Origin of the sequence: Streptomyces sp. NPDC007991 (assembly GCF_042958445.1) — a bacterium.
In the GTDB taxonomy this organism is placed as follows: Bacteria; Actinomycetota; Actinomycetes; order Streptomycetales; family Streptomycetaceae; genus Streptomyces.
Map to the genome: position 1 here is coordinate 314,498 of NZ_JBIBJD010000011.1, position 19,334 is coordinate 333,831.

The window sequence follows — 19,334 nt, forward strand, 5'->3', positions numbered from 1 at the left end:
ATTTCGGGCAACGCGGGTCAAGGTGCAGAATTTAGAGGAAAGAACCGAGAAGGTTCGGTTCTCCCGAGGAGGCCGCTCATGACCGCTCGCACCCCTGATGCCGAGCCGCTGCTGACCCCGGCTGAGGTCGCCACCATGTTCCGCGTCGACCCCAAGACGGTCACGCGGTGGGCGAAGGCCGGCAAGCTCACGTCGATCCGCACGCTCGGCGGGCATCGCCGCTACCGCGAGGCCGAGGTCCGCGCTCTGCTCGCGGGCATTCCGCAGCAGCGCAGCGAGGCCTGAACAACTGAATAACCGGGCAAACCGGCTGGTCCCCCATCAGCCGTGACGTCCGGAACCACAGCTCCAAGCGACGCAGGTCCTGCCCCAACAGGCCCTACGCCCACGCCAGTCAGAGCTCTCCAGGCATATAACAGGGTGCGTCGTCGATCGCGCTGGACTCCGCCGGGTCCAGCGCGATCTTTTTTGTGCGTCGGCTGTCGGACTCGTGGCCTGGCTGTGAGCGGCCTTGTCGGAGTCCGGGGAGGGGTGTTGGATCCCCTGTGTGCGGCACCGTCGAAGCGGTGCAATTGCACATATAAAATTGACCTGTTGTAGGCGGGGTGTAAGTACCGTACTTTCCAAAACTCATGCCGTGACACCCGTCACATACCAAGCGGCTTGTTAGCTCCGCCGAGCGTGCGGTAGTGGGACCACGGGCCCCAGCCTCCCCTGTACGCACGGGTGTTGAGGCCGGCTCCGGTCACGCCCGCGCCGGGCTCTCGTTCTCTACGGCCCCCTGGGAGGTCCTGGGGGCCTGGGCGGTGCGTGGGGCGGCGGACGGGGCGGCCTCCATCGCCAGCCTCAGCAGGTGATGGCAGATCGGGCAGTGGCGCGTGAGATGCCGGTACGACGACGCGGCCGCCAGGTGCGCACGGAGGAGGGCCCGCGTCTCGTGCCTAGCCGATGCCGCCATACGCCACCTCCGGAAGGCCGAACGGGAACGGCCCTGGTTTCTGGGTACCGAGGGATTGAGAGGCCGTCAAGACGGCGTGAGGGCCCGCGAGAGGGCATCGCGCAGGTGAGGGGCGCAAGGGCGCACAAAGAAAGAGCCCGGATCCGAAGATCCGGGCTCTGTACTGCGGTCCTGACGGGATTTGAACCCGCGGCCTCCACCTTGACAGGGTGGCGAGCACTCCAAACTGCTCCACAGGACCAGGTTTCGCGGCGCGATTCGTGCGTTGCGCTGCGAGAAGAGACTCTACAGGAGGGTGGGGTCCTGGTCGAACTCACCCTGCGTGCGCGTCCCGTTACGGTGCGGCCGCGTCGATCGCCTTCACGATCCGCTTGTCGGAGACGGGGTACGCCGTGCCCAGCGCGTGAGCGAAGTAGCTGACCCGGAGTTCCTCGATCATCCAGCGGATGTCCAGGACCGACGACGGCACCGGCCGCCCCTGCGGCATCTGCTCCAGCAGCCAGGCGTACTCGTCCTGCATCTCGTGGACCTTCTGCATCCGTGTGGTGTCCCGCTGGACGTTCGTCGGCATCTGCTGCAGACGCCGGTCCGCTGCCACCAGGTAGCGCATCAGGTCCGGCATGCGGCGCAGACCCCCCTCCGTCACGAAGCCGGGCTTCACGAGGGCGTCCAGCTGCTGACGCACGTCCTGGAGGTTCGGCAGCAGCGCGGGGCTGCGTACGGCCTTCAGACGGCGTTCACAGGCCTGCCAGGCGGCCAGCACCTGCTGCACCCGGTCCACCGTACGGACGGTCGTGTCGACGATCTCGGCGCGCACCTTGTCGTACAGCTTGCGGTACGACTCCTCGTCCCACGCCGGGCCGCCGAAGTCCGCGATCAGCTTGTCGGCGGCCGCCATCGCGCAGTCGTCGAACAGCGCCTGGATGGAGCCGTGCGGATTCGCGGACAGCGCCAGCTTCTGCGGGTTCGTCAGCTTCTCGGAGGCGAACTTCGCCGGGTTCACCGGGATGTTGCGCAGGATCAGGCGGCGGGTGCCCTTCCACATGGCCTGCGCCTGTTCCGCCTCCGTGTCGAAGAGGCGTACGGAGACCGTGTCGCCGTCGTCGACCAGCGCGGGGTAGGCCTTCACCGGCTGGCCGGCCCGCCGGGTCTCGAAGACGCGGGTGAGCGTGCCGATCGTCCAGTCCGTGAGGCCCTTGCGCTCCAGGGACTCGCCGCCCTGACGTTCCGCCGTGGCCGCTGCCGCCTGGGAGAGGGCCTTGCGGGCCTTCGGCCGGAGTCTGAGCTTCAGTGCCTCCAGGTCCTTGTCCTCGGCGAGCTTGCGGCGCCGCTCGTCGACGATCCGGAACGTGACCTTGAGGTGGTCGGGGACCTTGGACCAGTCGAAGTCGTCCGCCTCGAAGGGGACCCCGACCAGGCGCCGCAACTCGCGGGTCATGGTGGTCGTGAGGGGCTCCTGCAGAGGGACCGCGCGGTCGAGGAACGCCTTCGCGTAGTTCGGCGCGGGCACGTAGTTGCGGCGGATCGGCTTGGGCAGGGACCGGATGAGCTCCGTGACGAGCTCCTCCCGCAGGCCCGGGATCTGCCAGTCGAAGCCCTCGTCCGTGACCTGGTTGAGGACCTGGAGCGGGATGTGGACGGTCACGCCGTCGGCGTCCGCGCCCGGCTCGAACTGGTATGTCACGCGGAACGTGAGGTTGCCCTGGCGCCAGGTGTCCGGATAGTCGTCCTTGGTGACCTCGCCCGCCTTCTCGTTGATGAGCATCTCGCGCTCGAAGTCGAGGAAGTCGGGCTGTTCGTGCCGCTTGCGCTTCCACCAGGAGTCGAAGTGGGCGCCGGAGACCACGTGGTCGGGGATCCGCTGGTCGTAGAAGTCGAACAGCGTCTCGTCGTCGACCAGGATGTCCCGGCGCCGGGCCCGGTGCTCCAGCTCCTCGACCTCGGTGAGGAGTCTGCGGTTGTCCGAGAAGAACTTGTGGTGCGTGCGCCAGTCACCCTCGACGAGCGCGTTCCGGATGAACAGCTCGCGGCTGACCTCCGGGTCGATCCGGCCGTAGTTGACCTTCCGCTGCGCCACGATCGGCACGCCGTAGAGCGTGACCTTCTCGTACGCCATCACCGCGGCCTGGTCCTTCTCCCAGTGCGGCTCGCTGTACGTGCGCTTGAGGAGGTGGCCGGCGAGGGGCTCGACCCACTCCGGCTCGATCCTGGCGTTGACGCGGGCCCACAGGCGCGAGGTCTCGACGAGTTCGGCGGACATCACGAAACGCGGCGGCTTCTTGAAGAGCGCCGAGCCGGGGAAGATCGCGAACTTGGCGTTGCGGGCGCCCAGGTACTCGTTCTTCGCGCCCTCCTTCACGTCCTTCATGCCGACATGGGAGAGCAGGCCGGCGAGGAGGGAGACGTGGATGCGGTCGGCCGGGGCGTCGTCCTCGTTGAGGTGGATGCCCATCTGCTTCGCGACCGTGCGCAACTGGCTGTAGATGTCCTGCCATTCGCGGATGCGAAGGAAGTTGAGGTACTCCTGCTTGCACATCCGGCGGAAGGAGGACGAGCCGCGCTCCTTCTGCTGCTCGCGGATGTAGCGCCAGAGGTTGAGGTAGGCCAGGAAGTCGCTGGTCTCGTCCTTGAAGCGGGCGTGCTGCTGGTCGGCCTGGGTCTGCTTGTCGGCGGGGCGCTCGCGCGGGTCCTGGATGGACAGCGCGGCGGCTATGACCATGACCTCGCGGACGCAGCCGTTCCTGTCCGCCTCCAGGACCATGCGGGCCAGCCGCGGGTCGACGGGCAGCTGGGCGAGCTTGCGGCCGGTGTCCGTGAGCCGCTTGCGGGGGTCCTTCTGCGCCGGGTCGAGGGCGCCCAGCTCCTGGAGGAGCTGCACACCGTCGCGGATGTTGCGGTGGTCCGGCGGATCGATGAAGGGGAACTTCTCGATGTCGCCGAGGCCGGCCGCGGTCATCTGGAGGATGACGGAGGCGAGGTTCGTCCGGAGGATCTCCGCGTCCGTGAACTCCGGGCGGGCGTTGAAGTCGTCCTCGCTGTAGAGGCGGATGCAGATGCCGTCGCTGGTACGGCCGCAGCGGCCCTTGCGCTGGTTGGCGCTGGCCTGGGAGACCGGCTCGATGGGGAGGCGCTGGACCTTGGTGCGGTGGCTGTAGCGCGAGATGCGGGCGAAGCCCGGATCGATGACGTACTTGATGCCCGGGACCGTGAGGGAGGTCTCGGCGACGTTCGTGGCCAGGACGATCCGGCGTCCGGTGTGCGCCTGGAAGACGCGGTGCTGTTCGGCGTGGGAGAGCCGGGCGTAGAGGGGCAGGATCTCCGTGAAGCGGTAGTTCTTCTTGGTGAGCGCGTCGGCCGTGTCGCGGATCTCCCGCTCGCCGGAGAGGAAGACAAGGATGTCGCCCTTGCCCTCCTTCTGGAGTTCCTCGACCGCGTCGGTGATCGCGGTGATCTGGTCGCGGTCGGCGTCGTCGCCGTCCTCCTCCAGGAGCGGCCGGTAGCGGACCTCCACGGGGTACGTACGGCCGCTGACCTCGACGATCGGGGCGTCGCCGAAGTGCCGGGAGAAGCGCTCGGGGTCGATGGTGGCCGAGGTGATGACGACCTTGAGGTCGGGGCGCTTCGGCAGCAGCTGGGCGAGGTAGCCCAGCAGGAAGTCGATGTTGAGGGACCGCTCGTGGGCCTCGTCGATGATGATCGTGTCGTAGGCGCGCAGCTCACGGTCGGTCTGGATCTCGGCGAGCAGGATGCCGTCCGTCATGAGCTTGACGAAGGTGGCGTCCGGGTCGACCTGGTCGGTGAAACGGACCTTCCAGCCGACGGCCCCGCCCAGCGGGGTGTCCAGCTCCTCGGCCACGCGCTCGGCGACGGTGCGGGCGGCGATACGGCGGGGCTGGGTGTGCCCGATCATGCCGCGGACCCCGCGGCCGAGCTCCATGCAGATCTTCGGGATCTGCGTGGTCTTCCCGGAACCGGTCTCACCGGCGACGATCACGACCTGGTGGTCGCGGATGGCGTCGGCGATCTCGTCCTTCTTCTGGCTGACCGGCAGCTGCTCGGGGTACGTGATCTCGGGAACACCGGCACGGCGCCCGGCCATCCGCTCCTCGGCCTTGCCGACCTCCGCCTCGATCTCGGCCAGCACGGCGGCGCGGGCCTCCGGCTTACGGATCTTGCGCGCACCTTCGAGCCTGCGCCCGAGCCGGTGCGCGTCGCGCAGGGAAAGCTCGGTCAGGCGGGAGGCGAGGGCGCCGAGGGCGGGGGCGGATTGCGTAGACATACGCGGTCCAGGATCTCATCCCGCGGATTTTTGTGGCTAACGCTTTTGTCTCCGGTGGTTCGGCCGAGGCCCGGGTGGTTTGGCCGGGGCCACGGCTCTCGGAGGAGGGCACAGCGAAACCCCCGTCGAGAGCTCGACGGGGGTTTCTTTGGTGGCTGGGGCCGGGGTCGAACCGGCGACCTTCCGCTTTTCAGGCGGACGCTCGTACCAACTGAGCTACCCAGCCACGAGGTTTCACGTGAAACCTCAGCGGTCCTGACGGGATTTGAACCCGCGGCCTCCACCTTGACAGGGTGGCGAGCACTCCAAACTGCTCCACAGGACCAAGCGTGTCGTACGACAGTGTCGCACAGGGTGGTGCGTGCCCCCAACGGGATTCGAACCCGTGCTACCGCCTTGAAAGGGCGGCGTCCTAGGCCGCTAGACGATGAGGGCTATCGGCCCGCCTGGGCGCTTCTCAGCGCGTCGGGGACGTGAGAAGCATATGGGATGGCGGGAGCTATCGCCAAAACGGTTTAGGGGGAGGCCGTCGGGGAGGTTGCCGGGGGCTCCGTCGCGGGGGTGGTCGGGGACTCCGTCGCGCCGGGCTGGTTCTCCTCCGGGAGGTGGCGGCTGACCTCGGCGGTCGTGAGACCGAGGCCGCCCAGTTCGATCTCGTCCCAGGCCTGGAGGTGGCGGGTGTCCCGGTCGAAGTACAGGATCGACGCCTCGATGGGGTCCGGGTGCTTGCCCTCGATGGCGCGCAGGCCGCTGCCGCCCGTGGAGCCCTCGATACGGAGCCGGGTGCCGTACTTCAGGACTTCCATCTCGTCGTGGTGGATGTGCCCGGCCAGCACCAGCGGCACCTCGCCGTCGACCTCGCGGGCCGCCGACGGCTCATGGGCGATGGCGATGTCCACCGGCCGGCCGGCCGTGCGCTGGTCGCGCAGGGCCGTGGCCAGGCGGGCGCCGGCCAGTTCCTGGGACTGTTCGGCGCCGGGCTGCTTCGAGCGGTCCGGGGTGAACTGCGGGTCGCCGATGCCCGCGAAGCGCAGGCCCTTGATCGTCTCGGCCCGGCCGTCGTCCAGGACGTGGACGTTCTTCAGGCCCTGAAGATAGCGCTGCGTGATCGTCGAGTCGTGGTTGCCGCGGACCCACACGTAGGGCGCCCCGAGGTCCTCGATGGGGTCCAGGAAGCCGTTCTCGGCGGCCGTGCCGTGGTCCATCGTGTCGCCCGAGTCGACGATCACGTCCACCTTGTACTGCTCCACCAGCGAGGCGATGATCTTCCAGCTCGCCGGGTTCAGATGGATGTCGGAGACGTGCAGGACCCGGATGGTCGAGGGGTCGGGGGCGTAGGCGGGAAGGGTCGAGGTGGCGTCGTAGAGCTTGGTCACGTTGGTGACCAGGCGGGCCAATTCCTTCTGGTAGACGTCGAATTCGGTGACGATGCTGCGCGCGTTGCCGACCAGGGAGGGGGCCGAGGAGAGCAGCCCGGAGAACTTGGGTTCCAGGACGGAGTCGGGGCGCCAGGTGGCGTACGCCGTGCCGCCCGAGGCGGCGAGGAGGGCGAGCGCGAGGCCGCCGGCCGCCAGGGCGCGGCGCGGGCGGCGGTAGACCGCGAGGCCGAGCGCGGTGGCGCCGCCGACGACCGCGACGCTCGAACGGACGGCCAGGTCGAGGGTGCCGCGTCCGACGTCCTCGGTGACCTCGTCCTGGAGGCCGGAGAGCCGCTCGGGGTGGTCGACCAGGGCCTGGGAGCGCTCCGGGTCGAGCTGGTCGACGTTCACGTCCAGGCGGACGGGAGCGATGTGGCTGTCCAGCTGGAGGGCGCCCAGGGGCGAGACGTTGATCTTGGTGCCGCCGGTGAAGGAGGGGCGCAGCGTCATGGTGGTGTTCATGGGGCCGACCGGGACCCGGACATTGCCCACGACCAGCAGTCCCAGCCAGGCGCCGAGGAGCACGACGGCCACGAGTCCCACCGCACGGGACCACGGGTGCGGCTGCGGCACGAGTGCGATCGCGGCCGGGCCCTGCCGGGAGCGGTAGCGGCGGGCCAGGGTGCGCGGGGCCTTGCGGATCGGGTTCAGGACACTCAGGACTGCGGCGGGGACGCGGGCCATTGGTCCCGTATGCCCAAGTCCCGGGCCGGATATGCGGCGCCGGAAGGCACTCGTAGTGCCGGGTCGTGGCCGACAATGGGCCTGTGCTGGAGATGACGCGCGAGGAGTTCGAGGAACTGGTCGCCGAGGCGCTCGACCGGATCCCGCCGGAGTTGACGCGACTGATGGACAACGTCGCGGTGTTCGTCGAGGACGAACCGCCCTCGGACGATCCCGAGCTGCTCGGGCTGTACGAGGGGACTCCGCTGACCGACCGGGGCGAGTGGTACGCCGGTGTGCTGCCGGACCGGATCACCATCTACCGGAATCCGACGTTGCGGATGTGCGAGTCGCGGGAGGACGTCGTCGCCGAGACGGAGATCACGGTGGTGCACGAGATCGCGCACCACTTCGGCATCGACGACGCGCGTCTTCACGCCCTGGGTTACGGCTGAGCGGGTTGTGAATGCGGGGCGCGTGTCCTCTTGCGGGCGGGGGGAGTTGGAGGTGTTGACTCCCTCACCCTTCCCGGAGGTGGCCCCGTGCGCCCCTTGTACGTTCCCGTCCGCCTGGCCGCCACGGTCGTGGCCGTCGCCGCTGCCGCCGGCTGTATGAGCGTCGGCGACGACGCGGGAGGGAGCGCCAAGCCGTCGCACTCCACCGGGCGGCACGGCGGGGAGGCGCCCGACGGAGGGTCGGCGACGTCGGGCGGCGGCACCGGGTTCGGGGCGACGGCCGACGCCGAGCGCGGGCACGGCAAGGACAAGAAGGGGAAGAAGGGCAAGAACGGCGGGGCGGGGGAGCCGGTGTCTCCGGGGGTGTCGCCGTCCGCCGTGGTGGGCCCGTCCGCGCCCGGGCGCGACACGCCGGGAAGGCCGGCCGGGCCCACGCCGAAGCCGCCGGCTCCGCCGACGCCCACCCGGACGGCCGAACCCGAGCCCACACCGACGCCGACCGAGGTGACGACGTCGCCGGAGCCGACGGACAAGCCGGAGCCGTCGTCGTCGGCGCACGAGCCGCCGGGGCCGCAGCTGGAGCAGCGGGAGCCGGCGCCGGAGGCGGGGGCGCCGGCGTAGACCTGCCGGCTCGTGCCGTCGGCCGGGATCAATTCGGGCGGGATCAATTCGGGCGGGAACAATTCCGGGAGGTGGTCGGTTGGCAGACCACGGGAGGTTCTCCGGGCCACTGGCCGACGGAGGGCGTCCCAACTGTCTCCAGCGGAGTCCGGTTTGCCTTGCGGGGCCCGGAGTGCGTATGGTGGCAGATCGTTTGATCCCATCTTGCCCGGCGCCACCGCAGAGCGCGCCGTGTGGCGCGTACTCTCCCTTGCCGTGGTGGACCGCATTGAGGCGGTCGTATTGCGAATCGCGAATCACGGAGTTGACGGGCGCGTGCCGACGAGACTCCGGAAGGTTTCGCATTCGCATGTCCATCGCCAGTACTGATCACGTCGTCGTGCCCGAGAACGAGGCAGCCGAGGACGCCCCCGAGGTCACTTTCGCCGACCTCGGTCTCCCCGAGGGCGTCGTCCGCAAGCTCGCGCAGAACGGCGTGACGACCCCCTTCCCGATCCAGGCCGCGACCATCCCGGACGCCCTGCTCGGCAAGGACATCCTCGGCCGGGGCCGCACCGGCTCCGGCAAGACCCTCTCCTTCGGTCTGCCGGCCCTGGCCACGCTGGCCGGCGGCCGCACCGAGAAGCACAAGCCGCGGGCCGTCATCCTCACGCCGACGCGTGAGCTCGCCATGCAGGTCGCCGACGCGCTCCAGCCCTACGGCGACGTCCTCGGCCTCAAGATGAAGGTCGTCTGCGGCGGCACGTCCATGGGCAACCAGATCTACGCCCTGGAGAAGGGCGTCGACGTCCTGGTCGCCACGCCGGGCCGGCTGCGCGACATCATCAACCGCGGCGCCTGCTCGCTGGAGAACGTGCAGATCGCCGTCATCGACGAGGCCGACCAGATGTCGGACCTGGGCTTCCTGCCCGAGGTCACCGAGCTGCTCGACCAGGTCCCGGCGGGCGGTCAGCGCATGCTCTTCTCGGCCACGATGGAGAACGAGATCTCCACGCTGGTCAAGCGTTACCTGACCGACCCGGTCGTGCACGAGGTCGACAGCGCCCAGGGCAACGTCACGACGATGTCGCACCACATCCTCATCGTGAAGCCCAAGGACAAGGCGCCGGTCACCGCGGCCATCGCCTCCCGCAAGGGCCGCACGATCATCTTCGTCCGGACCCAGCTGGGCGCCGACCGCGTCGCCGAGCAGCTGCGCGACTCCGGTGTGAAGGCCGACGCGCTGCACGGCGGCATGACGCAGGGCGCGCGGACGCGGACCCTGGCCGACTTCAAGGACGGGTACGTCAACGTGCTCGTCGCGACCGACGTCGCGGCGCGCGGTATCCACGTCGACGGCATCGACCTGGTGCTGAACGTGGACCCGGCCGGCGACCACAAGGACTACCTGCACCGCGCCGGCCGTACGGCCCGCGCGGGCCGCACGGGCACGGTCGTGTCGCTCTCCCTGCCGCACCAGCGGCGTCAGATCTTCCGGCTGATGGAGGACGCGGGCGTCGACGCCACGCGCCACATCATCCAGGGCGCCGGCGCCTTCGACCCGGAGGTCGCCGAGATCACCGGCGCCCGGTCGATGACCGAGGTCCAGGCCGAGTCCGTGGGCAACGCCGCGCAGCAGGCCGAGCGTGAGGTCGCCCAGCTCACCAAGGAGCTGGAGCGGGCGCAGCGGCGTGCGAACGAGCTGCGTGAGGAGTCCGACCGGCTGCTCGCGCGGGTCGCCCGGGAGCGGGGCGAGGAGCCGCAGGCGGCGGTGTCCGGGGAAGCGGCGGAGGTTCCGGCCGGCGTCGAGGTGTCGGTGCCGGAGCAGCGGACCGCGCAGGACGCCGAGCGCGCCGAGGCTTCCTCCGCGCCGTACGAGCGCCGGGAGCGGCGCGAGGAGCGCGGCGGCGGCTTCCGGCGTGACGACCGGGGTGGCCGTTCCTTCGAGCGCCGTGACGACCGCGGCGGCCGTTCGTACGAGCGCCGTGACGACCGCGGCGGGTTCAACCGCGACCGTGACCGGGACCGCGACCGCGACCGCGACCGTGGCGGCCGTTCCTTCGACCGCGACCGTGACCGTGGCGGTTTCCGCCGGGACGACCGGGGCGACCGGGGTGAGCGCGGCGGCTTCCGGCGTGACGACCGTGGCGGTCGCTCCTTCGAGCGTCGCGACGACCGCGGCGGCAGCCGTCCGTTCGAGCGTCGTGACGACCGGGGTGGCCGTCCGTTCGAGCGTCGTGACGACCGCGGCGGCTTCCGCCGGGACGAGCGCACCGGGCACCGCGGCAGCGACCGTCCCTTCAACCGCGACCGCCGGGACGACCGTCCGGGCTACCGCGCCGGCGGGCACGAGCGTCCGTACGGCCGTCGTGACGAGCACCGTGGCGGCGGTTCCGTCGGCCGCCGCGAGGACAAGCCGCGCTGGAAGCGCAACGGCTGACACCGACGCGTGACGAGCGCCGCGGCCCCTCCTGCGGGCGGGCTGCGGCGCTCTGCCGTTGCCGCCCCGCGGGGGTGGATCCGCGGCCGTCACGGCGTCAGTTGCCCCTCCGGCACGGCCGGGAACCGATACCCGATCGGAGACTCGGCCTCGTCCGGCTATGCTCGTGGGGGCAACAACGCCTGGGCCCTTAGCTCAATTGGCAGAGCAGTGGACTTTTAATCCATTGGTTGTGGGTTCGAGTCCCACAGGGCCTACGACCAGCAGGTGGGGGCTATGCCCTCTGACCTGCTGTGCAGCGCCTGAGTCGGCTTCGGTCGGGTCGGGCGCTGGTTCGGTTTCGGGCCCCTGCGTGAGCGGGTGACGCGCCGCAATGCCTCAAGACGACTGAGGGACAGAGCCGGCGGAACATCACGACCTGCGGATGACAGCGCCGCGGCCGTTGTCGGTGACCCGCAGCCTCAGGTGGGTGACGGTGGCCTCGGCGGCAGCGCCACTGCCGGTCCGGAGGAGTGGGGGCCAACGCCGCCTCGTCCCGTTAGCCGCCGTTCTGTGTGGCCGGCTTGGAGTAGTTGTCATGCCAGGCGGCCTTGGCGCCCGAGTCGCCGATCCGGTAGACGTCCACCACGGCGCCGACCCCGACAGCGAGGGAAAGCACTACCACCGCGCTCCGGAGCAGTATCGAGGGCGACCATGAGGCGCCCGCCGTGCCGTCCGGGGTGGGTGCTGAGCGGCGTGCCGTCCACCAGACCACGGCCGAGACCACGAAGAGGCCGAGAGCCCACGGCAGCAGGCCGTCGCCCAGTTCGGCGTGCTTGCGCACCAACGGGTCGCTGTCGACGTGCTGTTCCAGCCACTCCCCGGCGTGGGTGGCCACCGGCACGCTCGCCAACGTCACGAGCGTGAGGATCGGCAGCAGCAGCCCGAGCCGCCGGGCGCTGGCGGGCCAGGCCGCGCACACCACGAGGGCCAGGGCGCTCAGGGGCACGAGGACGATGACGAAGTGCACGAACAGGACGTGCGCGGGCAGTCCGTTGACAACGGTGAGACTCATGAGGGCTTTCTCCGTGGGTGGTCGGCCGGATCGTCTGCGCGTGGACTTTTTCACAGGGACTTCTCAGTTGCCTCTGAGTCGCACCGGCATCACTGGCGCCCCGTAGCGCCCACGGGCGGTCGGGATCCACCCGGTCGGTCGTGAGGATGACGTCGGCGGCCAGGGCGGATGCGTCGTTGACGCGGTCGCCGACCATGACGGTGACCGCTCGTGCGCGTTCCGCCCGTATCGCCGTGACCTTGTCGGCGGGGAGCCGGTCGGCCAGGACATCGTCGAGGCCCAGGGACGCGGGCACAGCGATCAGGTCGATGCCGGCCCGTGCCCTCCGCGACGCGGCCAGGCCCCAGGCCACGGCGGGAACGCCGGTCTCCGGCTTCTCCCGCCGGCATCCCCGGGTGTCCGTGCGACCGCGCACACCGCGCCGGACGGCAGGGCCGAACGGGTCACAGCGATGGGCCTGTCGGTCAGTTCGGGCATGGATGGCGAAATCGTAGGATGTCGGTGTGCGTGTGCTGGTGGTCGAGGACGACCCGGGGATCGCCGCTTCCCTGGTGCTGGGCCTGGAGCGGGCCGGGTACCGGGCGCGCAGCGTCGGCACCGGGCGGGAAGCGCTGGCCGAGGTCCCGGAGCCCGATGTGGTGCTGCTGGACCTGGGGCTGCCCGACCTGGACGGTGTCGAGGTCTGCCGCCGCCTGCGGAGCCGTTCCCGCGCGGCGATCATCGTGGTGACGGCGCGTGGGGAGGAAGCCGACCGGGTCGCGGCCCTGGACGAGGGCGCCGACGACTACCTCGTCAAACCGTTCGGCCTGGCGGAGCTGCTGGCGCGGATCCGGGCCGTGCTGCGCCGCGTCGAGCCGTCCGACTCCGAACTGCTGCGACACGGCATCCTCGCGGTGGACCTGCGTTCCCGCAGAGTGACCGTGGGTGGCCGTGAAGTCGCTCTCACACCGAAGGAGTTCGACATCCTGGAGTGTCTGGCCGCCGACCCGGGACGGGTGGTCACCCGGCAGGAAGTCCTGGAGCGCGCCTGGGACGCGCACTGGTACGGCCCCACCAAGGTGCTGGACGTGCACATCGCGGCGCTGCGCCGCAAGCTCGGCGTACCCGGGCTGGTGGAGACCGTGTACGGCCGGGGATTCCGCCTCGGCGCAGCTGAGCCTGGCCAGGACCCGGACCTCGGTGTGCGATGACCCGGCGTATCGCACTGGCCTTCATCGCGCTGATCGTCATGCTGCTGGCGCTTGCGGTGGTACCGCTGGGGCTGTCCCTGTCACAACGTGAGGGGACCTCGTTCCGGGACGCGACCGAGGCGGTGGACCGGACGATCGCCGCGGCGGCCGAGGAACACCTGTCGGACCACCGTTCCCCCGCCTCCATGAGACGGCTCCTGGAAGACGCCGAGCGGGCAGGGGACTGCGCCGCGGTCTTCGACGCGGCAGGGCAGATCGTGGCGGCCACCGAGTGCCCCGGACGAACGGGCGAAGGCGACGCGGACGACGAGGCCGTCGACAGCTGGGGCGACCTGGCGCGCCAGGTGCTCGTCCACCCGGAGACGGCCACGCGTGAGCGGGACGACCGGCTGGTCGTCGCGGTGCCGGTCGGCGACACCACGGATCCGGTCGGGGTGGCGGTGCTGTCCCGGTCGGCGGATTCCATGAACGACCGGATCGGCGCGATGTGGGGACGGCTGGCGCTGATCGGCGTCGGCGTCCTGGTGGCGGGCGTGCTGGTGTCGGTGGCGCTGGCCCGCTGGGTCGGGCGCCCGCTGCGGGCCGTGGACGCCGCCGCGCTACGGCTCGGCGAGGGCGTGCTGGACGTACGGGTACCGGGCGGGCACGGTCCGCAGGAGGTACGCAGGCTCGCCTCGACCTTCAACACGATGGCGGCCCGCATGGAGGCCCTGATCCACGGGCACCGGGCGGTCGTCGCCGACGTCTCGCACCAACTGCGCACGCCCTTGACCGCGCTGCGGCTGCGGCTCGATCTGCTGGCGGCGGACGCCGACGACGTCACGGCGGCGGAGTTCGCCGGCGCGCAGGAGGAGATCGCCCGGCTGTCCCGGCTGGTGGACGGGCTGCTCGCGGTGGCCCGCGCGGAGACCGCGGTGCCCAGGCCGGTTCCGGTCCGGGTGGACGAGGTGGTGGACGAGCGGGTCACCGCATGGGAGCCGGTTGGACGGGAGCGGCGGGTGTCGCTCGTCGGCCGTTGCGGCACCGGGCTCACGGCGTACCTGGGAGCGGGGGATCTGGAGCAGGTGATCGACAACCTGGTGGCCAACGCCCTGGACGCGGTGGGCGAGGGCGCGGTCGTACGCATCGAGGGGAGGGCTACACGCGACGGGGTGCTGCTGCGGGTGGTGGACGACGGTCCCGGGATGACCGCGGCGGCGCGCGAGGCGGCCTTCCGGAGGTTCGGCAATCCGGAGGCGTCCGGCAGCGGCCTGGGGCTGGCCATCGTGCACCGGCTGGTCACCGCCAACGGCGGCACCGTACGGCTTGAGGACACGGTCGGCGGGGGGCTGACCGCCGTGCTGGAACTCCCCGCGCCACCGTCGCAGGGGCCGTCGCGCGGGCCGCGGGCAGGATCTTAACCGCTTCTGAAGAACTCCTGAACCGGTTCCCGACAGGCCGCGAGGCAGCCTGGGCAGTAGGACAAACCGTCCTCCTGGTGAGGAGTTCATCCATGCCTCTTCCCGAGCAGCCCACAACCGCCGATCGATCCGTGCGGGACGCCGTCCGGCGCCGCGAACGCGGGCTGCGTCGTGTGAGCGCCACGACCCGTTGGGTGGCGGCCGCGGCCGTCGCGGGCACCGCCGTACTGGGCGCCGGTTACGCGCACGCACTCCCCGGCATCGCCCTGCCCGCGGGGTCCGCCAACCACGACAGCGGCACCAGCACGGGCACGAGCGGCGGTCTCCAGCCCGCCGGGCAGCCGCCCGCGCCGACCGGGCAGGCGCCGCAGACTCAGTCGGGTGCGTCGTGAGCGCCATGTCGGCGGGCGCCCGCGGCCGAGCCGGAAGCGGCGTGAGCAACGCGCTCCCGCGAGCGACCGCCCGCACCGCCACTCCCGCCGGCACCGCCGCTCCGGGTTCCACTGCTCCGGGTTCCGCCCGCTCGGCTCACCCGGAGCCCGCCACCGCGGTCTTCTCCGCGCTGGGCACCACCGCCGTGCTGCTCACCGCAGACCCGGCCCTCGCTGACGACGCACTGCTGATCCTGCGAGCAGAGCTGGCGGCCATAGACGCGGCGTGCAGCCGGTTCCGCCCCGATTCCGAGCTCTCCCGCGCCAACGCCGCCGCGGGCACCGGACCCGTACCGGTGAGCGCCCTACTCGCCGAGGCCGTGCAGGTGGCCCTGCGCGCAGCCGAACTCACCGACGGTGCCGTCGATCCCACGGTGGGCCCTGCGGTCATGGCACTCGGCTACGACCGCACCTTCGCCCAGGTGGCCGCGCGGCAGCCCGAGGAGGACACCGGTCCACTGACCACGCCGCGGCCCGCCGCGGGCTGGCGGACCGTCCGCTGGGACCCGGCCCTGCGGCTGCTGCGCCTGCCCGCCGGTACGGCGCTCGACCTCGGCGCCACGGCCAAGGCCCTGGCTGCGGACCGGGCGGCTCGCCGGGCCGCCGCGGCGGTGGGCTGCGGGGTCCTGGTCAACCTCGGCGGCGACCTGTCAGCGGCCGGCGAACCACCGGAAGGCGGCTGGCGGGTCGCGATCGCCGACGACCACGCGGCTCGGGACGGCGGCTGGCGGGTTGGGATCGGTGACGACCGCGCGGCTCGGGACGGCGGCTGGCGGGTTGGGATCGGTGACGACCGCGCGGCTCGGGACGGCGGCTCACCGGCCACGACCACCGACCACCACGCGACCCCGCAGACCGGATCCGGACGCCCGGTCGTCTCGATCCGCGACGGCGGCCTCGCCACGTCCGGCACCACCGTCAGAGCCTGGCGGCGCGGCGGCCGGAGCCTGCACCACATCGTCGACCCGGCCACCGGCGACATCCCGCCGCCCGTCTGGCGCACCGTCAGCGTTGCCGCGGGCAGCTGCGTGGACGCCAACACGGCCACCACCGCCGCCCTGGTCCTCGGCAAACGCGCCCCCGCCTGGCTGCGCGGCACGGGTCTGCCGGCCCGGCTGGTCCGCGTCGAAGGAAGCGTGCTGTACCTGGGAGCCTGGCCCGCCGAGGGAGGCGGCCGATGAACGGCGCCGTCCTGCTCGCGTCGGGAGCCCCGGGCCCGAGCCCGCTCTGGTACGCCACCCGGGCCGGCGGCACCGTCTCACTGGTCCTGCTGACCGCGACGGTCGCGCTCGGCATCGCGACGGCGGGACGGTACGCGCCTGTACGCCTGGGCCGGTTCGAGGTGTCCGCGCTGCACCGCAACCTGTCGCTGCTCACCCTGGCCTTCCTGGGGATGCACATCGTCACCGCCATCGCAGACAGCTATGCCCACCTCACCTGGCCGACGGCCTTCGTGCCGTTCATGGCCTCCTACCGTCCCCTGTGGGTGGGCCTGGGCGCGGTGGCTCTGGACCTCCTGCTGGCGGTCGCGGTCACGAGTGCGGTCCGTGGGCGCCTGGGCCCGCGCCGGTGGAAGGCGGTGCACTGGCTGGCGTACGCGTCATGGCCGGTGGCGCTCTTCCACGCGGCCGGCACCGGCACGGACACCCGCCTGAGCCCGCAACTGGCGCTGTACGCGGGCTGTTTGCTGACCGTCCTGGCCGCCGTGTGGTGGCGGCTGGTCAGGGCCGGGGCGCAGGCCGTCCGGGTCCGCCGGTGGGCGACGGCGGCCTTGGTGCTGGTGCCCGTGACCCTGGTCGCGTTCCTGGCCGGCGGCCCGTTGCGGCCGGGCTGGGCCCATCGCGCGGGCGGCACGGCACAGGCCCCGGCGCCGTCCACCGCCCCCGCGGTCCCCCATCAGTCGACGGCCCCGCAGCAGCACGACCAGGAAGGCACACACGAGGAAGGCACATACGAGGGAGACGACGCCGAATGAACCTGGACACCGGAAACGTCATCAACGGAGAACATTCGGCGGCAGCCCCCTGCGGCCCCAACGGCGAACGCCTGCTGTCCGGCTGGTACGACACCGTTCGGACCGCCGACCTGGCGGAACACCTCGGCCGGTACGGCCCGGTCCCGCTGTCCTCGGCACGCAGCCGCGGGGCCGCCATGCCGCTGGTGCGCGCAGTGGAGGAGGCCGGGCTCACCGGCCGGGGCGGAGGGGGCTTCCCCACCGGCCGCAAACTCCGCTCCGTGGCCGGGGCGAAGGGGCCCGCCGTGGTCGTCGCCAACGGCATGGAGAGCGAACCTGCCAGCCACAAGGACGAGGTGCTGCTCACCCTCGCCCCGCACCTCGTCCTGGACGGCGCGGCACTGGCCGCCGTCGCGGTCGGCGCGAACGCGGTGCACCTGTGCGTGCCCCGAACCCGGGCGACGCAGGCGGACCAGCTCACCGCGGCGGTCGCAGAGCGGCGCCGCGCCCGGCTCGACCCGGTTCCGGTGAAGGTCCACACGCTGCCCCACCACTTCGTCTCCAGCGAGGAGACATCCTTGGTGAGCTGGCTGAACGGCGGCGACGCCCGCCCCCGGGGCACCCCACCGCGCCCCTTCGAGAGGGGCGTAGGCAAACGGCCCACCCTGATCGGCAACGTGGAGACCCTGGCCCACCTCGCGCTGATCGCCCGCTACGGCTCCGCCTGGTTCCGCGAGAGCGGCAGTCCCCGGGCACCGGGCACCACGTTGGTCACGGTCTCGGGTGCCGTCCCCTACCCGGGGGTGTACGAGATCCCGGCGGGCAGCCCGATGACAGTGGCGCTGAACCGGGCCGGCGGGCCGCAGGGGCGGCTCGGCGCCGTGCTCGCGGGCGGCTTCTTCGGCAGCTGGCTGCCGATGCCGCTGAGCACCACGGCCCCGGAGCGGGGCGCCGGCGTCCTGGTGGCGCTGCCCGAGGAGACCTGCGGGCTCGCCGAGACGGCAGCCGCGCTGGGCTACCTGGCCGCGCAGAGCGCCCGGCAGTGCGGGCCGTGCCGGTTCGGACTGCCGGCCGTCGCCGAGGACTTCGCCGCGCTCGCCCGGGGCAGCGCCGACGCCCAGCGGATCGACCGGCTGCACCACCGCCTCGGACTGCTCCCTGGGCGCGGCGCGTGCAGCCATCCCGACGGCGGAGCACGGCTGGCCACCTCAGCGCTGCGGGTCTTCGCCGACGATGTCCACCGGCACGTACACACAGGACCGTGCCGCGCTGCGTACGCCCCCCTCGTCCTGCCCGTGCCCTCGGCCCGGCCCCCGGCGGAGGAGGAATGGCGATGACCCGCGCCCAAGCCCAAGCCCAGGTTCAGGTACTGGCCGTGGATTTCGCCGCCTGCGACGGACACGGACTCTGTGCCGAACTGCTGCCCGAACTGGTCGGCCTGGACGAATGGGGCTACCCCGTGCTCCACAGCCGCACAGTCCCGCCCGATCTGCTCCCCCACGCCCGACGCGCGGTCGCCGCGTGCCCGGTGATGGCGCTCCGGCTGAACCGAGTGCCCACGCCTCCGCCCGGTCGGCCGCCGGGCCGCACCACAGCCGCACCACGCCGAGCGGTGTCCCACGAACCGCCGGGGTGACCGACGGTCACCATCCCGCTCGTCAGGGATCGCGGCCATCGAAGCTGCTGTTCAGCGACCTGCTTTCAATCCATTGGTTGTGGGTTCGAGTCCCACAGGGCCTACCGGAGCCGGTCGGGGAAGCGGTCCCCGACCGGCTGTGCGGTGCCCGGGTCGGCTTCGGTCGGCTCGGGCGCCGTTGGGCTTTCCGGTGAGGTGCCGAGGCGGGCCGTCATCTCGTCCGTCGACGGCCGAAGATCCTTGACCTCAAGCGAGGTTGAGTTTCTACGGTCGGTTGTGTCGAACGAAGAACGACGACGGAGGGACCGGCCGTGGAGTATTCGCACAGCGACGCCGAACTGATCCAGCAGCCCATCGGCTACTGGAGTTGGGCCGCCTTCAACGCTGTCGTCACCCGCACCCAGGGCGCCCTCGCGGGGATCGGCACCACACAGCCGCAATGGTGGGTCCTCGCACAGGTAGCACGAGCCGACAGGGCCAGGTCTCGCGACGAGGTGTCCCGCCTGCTCGAGAACTACCTCGACACGGGCCCGCAAGCCATGGAACGGGAGATCGACATCACCATCGCCCAGGGCTGGATCACCGAGGATTCCCAGGGGCGCCTGGCCCTCACGGAGGAGGGCAGGGCGTTCTACGGCACGGCCGCCGCACTCCAGGACGAGCTGTGGGCGGAACGGCACGCGGGCATCTCCGACGAGGAGTACCTGACCACCCTCAAGGTGCTGCAGCGCTTCATCCACAACACCGGCGGCCGCGCCTGGCACCACTAGGGCCCTTCTGATGGATCTCCGCAGCGTCGCGACGCCCGGCACGCACGCTCGCCGCACACCGAACGCCGCTCCTTCTCCTGCGGAGA

Annotated in this window: 16 protein-coding genes and 5 tRNA genes; 13 read left to right on the forward strand and 8 right to left on the reverse strand. The window is 71.5% G+C overall.

From position 1 onward, the window contains the following. Positions 1 to 78 precede the first annotated feature (78 nt). On the forward strand, positions 79 to 285 hold the full coding sequence (bldC, locus tag ACFZDA_RS30735) for a developmental transcriptional regulator BldC (RefSeq protein WP_003949541.1): 207 nt from the start codon (positions 79 to 81) through the stop codon (positions 283 to 285). Between the two features lie 460 nt (positions 286 to 745). On the opposite strand, the gene ACFZDA_RS30740 is transcribed toward bldC, so the two are convergent. From ACFZDA_RS30740 to ACFZDA_RS30770, 7 genes are all read right to left on the reverse strand, one after another. Next, complete coding sequence (locus tag ACFZDA_RS30740) at positions 746 to 958, reverse strand: DUF6274 family protein (protein WP_391087982.1); 213 nt, start codon at positions 956 to 958, stop codon at positions 746 to 748. A 166-nt stretch (positions 959 to 1,124) separates the two neighbouring features. Then, a tRNA-Asp gene (locus ACFZDA_RS30745) sits at positions 1,125 to 1,199 on the reverse strand. A gap of 93 nt (positions 1,200 to 1,292) precedes the next feature. Next, positions 1,293 to 5,237, reverse strand: coding sequence for an ATP-dependent RNA helicase HrpA (gene hrpA, locus ACFZDA_RS30750; RefSeq protein ID WP_391087984.1), 3,945 nt, complete (start codon positions 5,235 to 5,237; stop codon positions 1,293 to 1,295). A 149-nt stretch (positions 5,238 to 5,386) separates the two neighbouring features. Then, a tRNA-Phe gene (locus ACFZDA_RS30755) sits at positions 5,387 to 5,463 on the reverse strand. Between the two features lie 24 nt (positions 5,464 to 5,487). Further along, positions 5,488 to 5,562: transfer RNA gene (locus ACFZDA_RS30760), tRNA-Asp, on the reverse strand. A 37-nt stretch (positions 5,563 to 5,599) separates the two neighbouring features. Continuing rightward, a tRNA-Glu gene (locus tag ACFZDA_RS30765) sits at positions 5,600 to 5,672 on the reverse strand. 80 nt (positions 5,673 to 5,752) lie between these two features. Beyond that, positions 5,753 to 7,339, reverse strand: a complete 1,587-nt coding sequence (locus ACFZDA_RS30770; protein ID WP_391087987.1) for a metallophosphoesterase — start codon at positions 7,337 to 7,339, stop codon at positions 5,753 to 5,755. A gap of 83 nt (positions 7,340 to 7,422) precedes the next feature. Here ACFZDA_RS30770 and ACFZDA_RS30775 point away from each other — a divergent pair, with 83 nt between their 5' ends. From ACFZDA_RS30775 to ACFZDA_RS30790, 4 genes are all read left to right on the forward strand, one after another. Further along, a complete protein-coding gene (locus tag ACFZDA_RS30775; protein WP_010044994.1) occupies positions 7,423 to 7,773 on the forward strand; it encodes a metallopeptidase family protein in 351 nt (116 codons plus the stop codon). A gap of 87 nt (positions 7,774 to 7,860) precedes the next feature. Then, positions 7,861 to 8,394, forward strand: coding sequence for a hypothetical protein (locus tag ACFZDA_RS30780; protein WP_391087991.1), 534 nt, complete (start codon positions 7,861 to 7,863; stop codon positions 8,392 to 8,394). A 349-nt stretch (positions 8,395 to 8,743) separates the two neighbouring features. Then, a complete protein-coding gene (locus ACFZDA_RS30785; RefSeq protein ID WP_391087993.1) occupies positions 8,744 to 10,813 on the forward strand; it encodes a DEAD/DEAH box helicase in 2,070 nt (689 codons plus the stop codon). A 184-nt stretch (positions 10,814 to 10,997) separates the two neighbouring features. Further along, positions 10,998 to 11,070, forward strand: a tRNA-Lys gene (locus tag ACFZDA_RS30790). 281 nt (positions 11,071 to 11,351) lie between these two features. Here the strand turns inward: ACFZDA_RS30790 and ACFZDA_RS30795 are convergent. Beyond that, positions 11,352 to 11,867 carry a DUF2231 domain-containing protein gene (locus ACFZDA_RS30795; RefSeq protein WP_391087995.1) on the reverse strand — a complete coding sequence of 172 codons (516 nt, stop codon included), beginning with the start codon at positions 11,865 to 11,867 and terminating at the stop codon, positions 11,352 to 11,354. A 503-nt stretch (positions 11,868 to 12,370) separates the two neighbouring features. On the opposite strand from ACFZDA_RS30795, the gene ACFZDA_RS30800 reads away from it, so the two are divergent. From ACFZDA_RS30800 to ACFZDA_RS30835, 8 genes are all read left to right on the forward strand, one after another. Next, positions 12,371 to 13,057: a response regulator gene (locus ACFZDA_RS30800; RefSeq protein ID WP_391087997.1), complete on the forward strand. Its 687-nt coding sequence runs from the start codon at positions 12,371 to 12,373 to the stop codon at positions 13,055 to 13,057. Further along, positions 13,054 to 14,457, forward strand: coding sequence for an ATP-binding protein (locus ACFZDA_RS30805; protein WP_391088000.1), 1,404 nt, complete (start codon positions 13,054 to 13,056; stop codon positions 14,455 to 14,457). Before ACFZDA_RS30800 ends, ACFZDA_RS30805 begins: the two co-directional genes overlap by 4 nt. A gap of 92 nt (positions 14,458 to 14,549) precedes the next feature. After that, positions 14,550 to 14,849, forward strand: coding sequence for a hypothetical protein (locus ACFZDA_RS30810; protein ID WP_391088002.1), 300 nt, complete (start codon positions 14,550 to 14,552; stop codon positions 14,847 to 14,849). A 41-nt stretch (positions 14,850 to 14,890) separates the two neighbouring features. Beyond that, positions 14,891 to 16,069 (forward strand): FAD:protein FMN transferase, encoded by a 1,179-nt coding sequence (locus ACFZDA_RS30815; RefSeq protein WP_391088004.1) that lies wholly within the window; start codon positions 14,891 to 14,893, stop codon positions 16,067 to 16,069. Then, complete coding sequence (locus tag ACFZDA_RS30820; RefSeq protein ID WP_391088008.1) at positions 16,066 to 16,863, forward strand: ferric reductase-like transmembrane domain-containing protein; 798 nt, start codon at positions 16,066 to 16,068, stop codon at positions 16,861 to 16,863. The genes ACFZDA_RS30815 and ACFZDA_RS30820 overlap by 4 nt, the downstream gene beginning before the upstream one ends. Continuing rightward, on the forward strand, positions 16,860 to 18,179 hold the full coding sequence (locus tag ACFZDA_RS30825) for an NADH-ubiquinone oxidoreductase-F iron-sulfur binding region domain-containing protein (RefSeq protein ID WP_391088011.1): 1,320 nt from the start codon (positions 16,860 to 16,862) through the stop codon (positions 18,177 to 18,179). Before ACFZDA_RS30820 ends, ACFZDA_RS30825 begins: the two co-directional genes overlap by 4 nt. Continuing rightward, positions 18,176 to 18,478, forward strand: a complete 303-nt coding sequence (locus tag ACFZDA_RS30830; protein ID WP_391088014.1) for a ferredoxin — start codon at positions 18,176 to 18,178, stop codon at positions 18,476 to 18,478. Before ACFZDA_RS30825 ends, ACFZDA_RS30830 begins: the two co-directional genes overlap by 4 nt. A gap of 311 nt (positions 18,479 to 18,789) precedes the next feature. Beyond that, positions 18,790 to 19,248: a MarR family winged helix-turn-helix transcriptional regulator gene (locus ACFZDA_RS30835; RefSeq protein WP_391088017.1), complete on the forward strand. Its 459-nt coding sequence runs from the start codon at positions 18,790 to 18,792 to the stop codon at positions 19,246 to 19,248. Positions 19,249 to 19,334: the final 86 nt, after the last annotated feature.

Coding starts and splice junctions, on each gene's coding strand:
- bldC (WP_003949541.1), top strand. CDS start 79: ATGACCGCTCGCACCCCTGATGCCGAGCCGCTGCTGACCCCGGCTGAG.
- ACFZDA_RS30795 (WP_391087995.1), bottom strand. CDS start 11,867: ATGAGTCTCACCGTTGTCAACGGACTGCCCGCGCACGTCCTGTTCGTG.
- hrpA (WP_391087984.1), bottom strand. CDS start 5,237: ATGTCTACGCAATCCGCCCCCGCCCTCGGCGCCCTCGCCTCCCGCCTG.
- ACFZDA_RS30805 (WP_391088000.1), top strand. CDS start 13,054: ATGACCCGGCGTATCGCACTGGCCTTCATCGCGCTGATCGTCATGCTG.
- ACFZDA_RS30810 (WP_391088002.1), top strand. CDS start 14,550: ATGCCTCTTCCCGAGCAGCCCACAACCGCCGATCGATCCGTGCGGGAC.
- ACFZDA_RS30785 (WP_391087993.1), top strand. CDS start 8,744: ATGTCCATCGCCAGTACTGATCACGTCGTCGTGCCCGAGAACGAGGCA.
- ACFZDA_RS30820 (WP_391088008.1), top strand. CDS start 16,066: ATGAACGGCGCCGTCCTGCTCGCGTCGGGAGCCCCGGGCCCGAGCCCG.
- ACFZDA_RS30770 (WP_391087987.1), bottom strand. CDS start 7,339: ATGGCCCGCGTCCCCGCCGCAGTCCTGAGTGTCCTGAACCCGATCCGC.
- ACFZDA_RS30830 (WP_391088014.1), top strand. CDS start 18,176: ATGACCCGCGCCCAAGCCCAAGCCCAGGTTCAGGTACTGGCCGTGGAT.
- ACFZDA_RS30740 (WP_391087982.1), bottom strand. CDS start 958: ATGGCGGCATCGGCTAGGCACGAGACGCGGGCCCTCCTCCGTGCGCAC.
- ACFZDA_RS30825 (WP_391088011.1), top strand. CDS start 16,860: ATGAACCTGGACACCGGAAACGTCATCAACGGAGAACATTCGGCGGCA.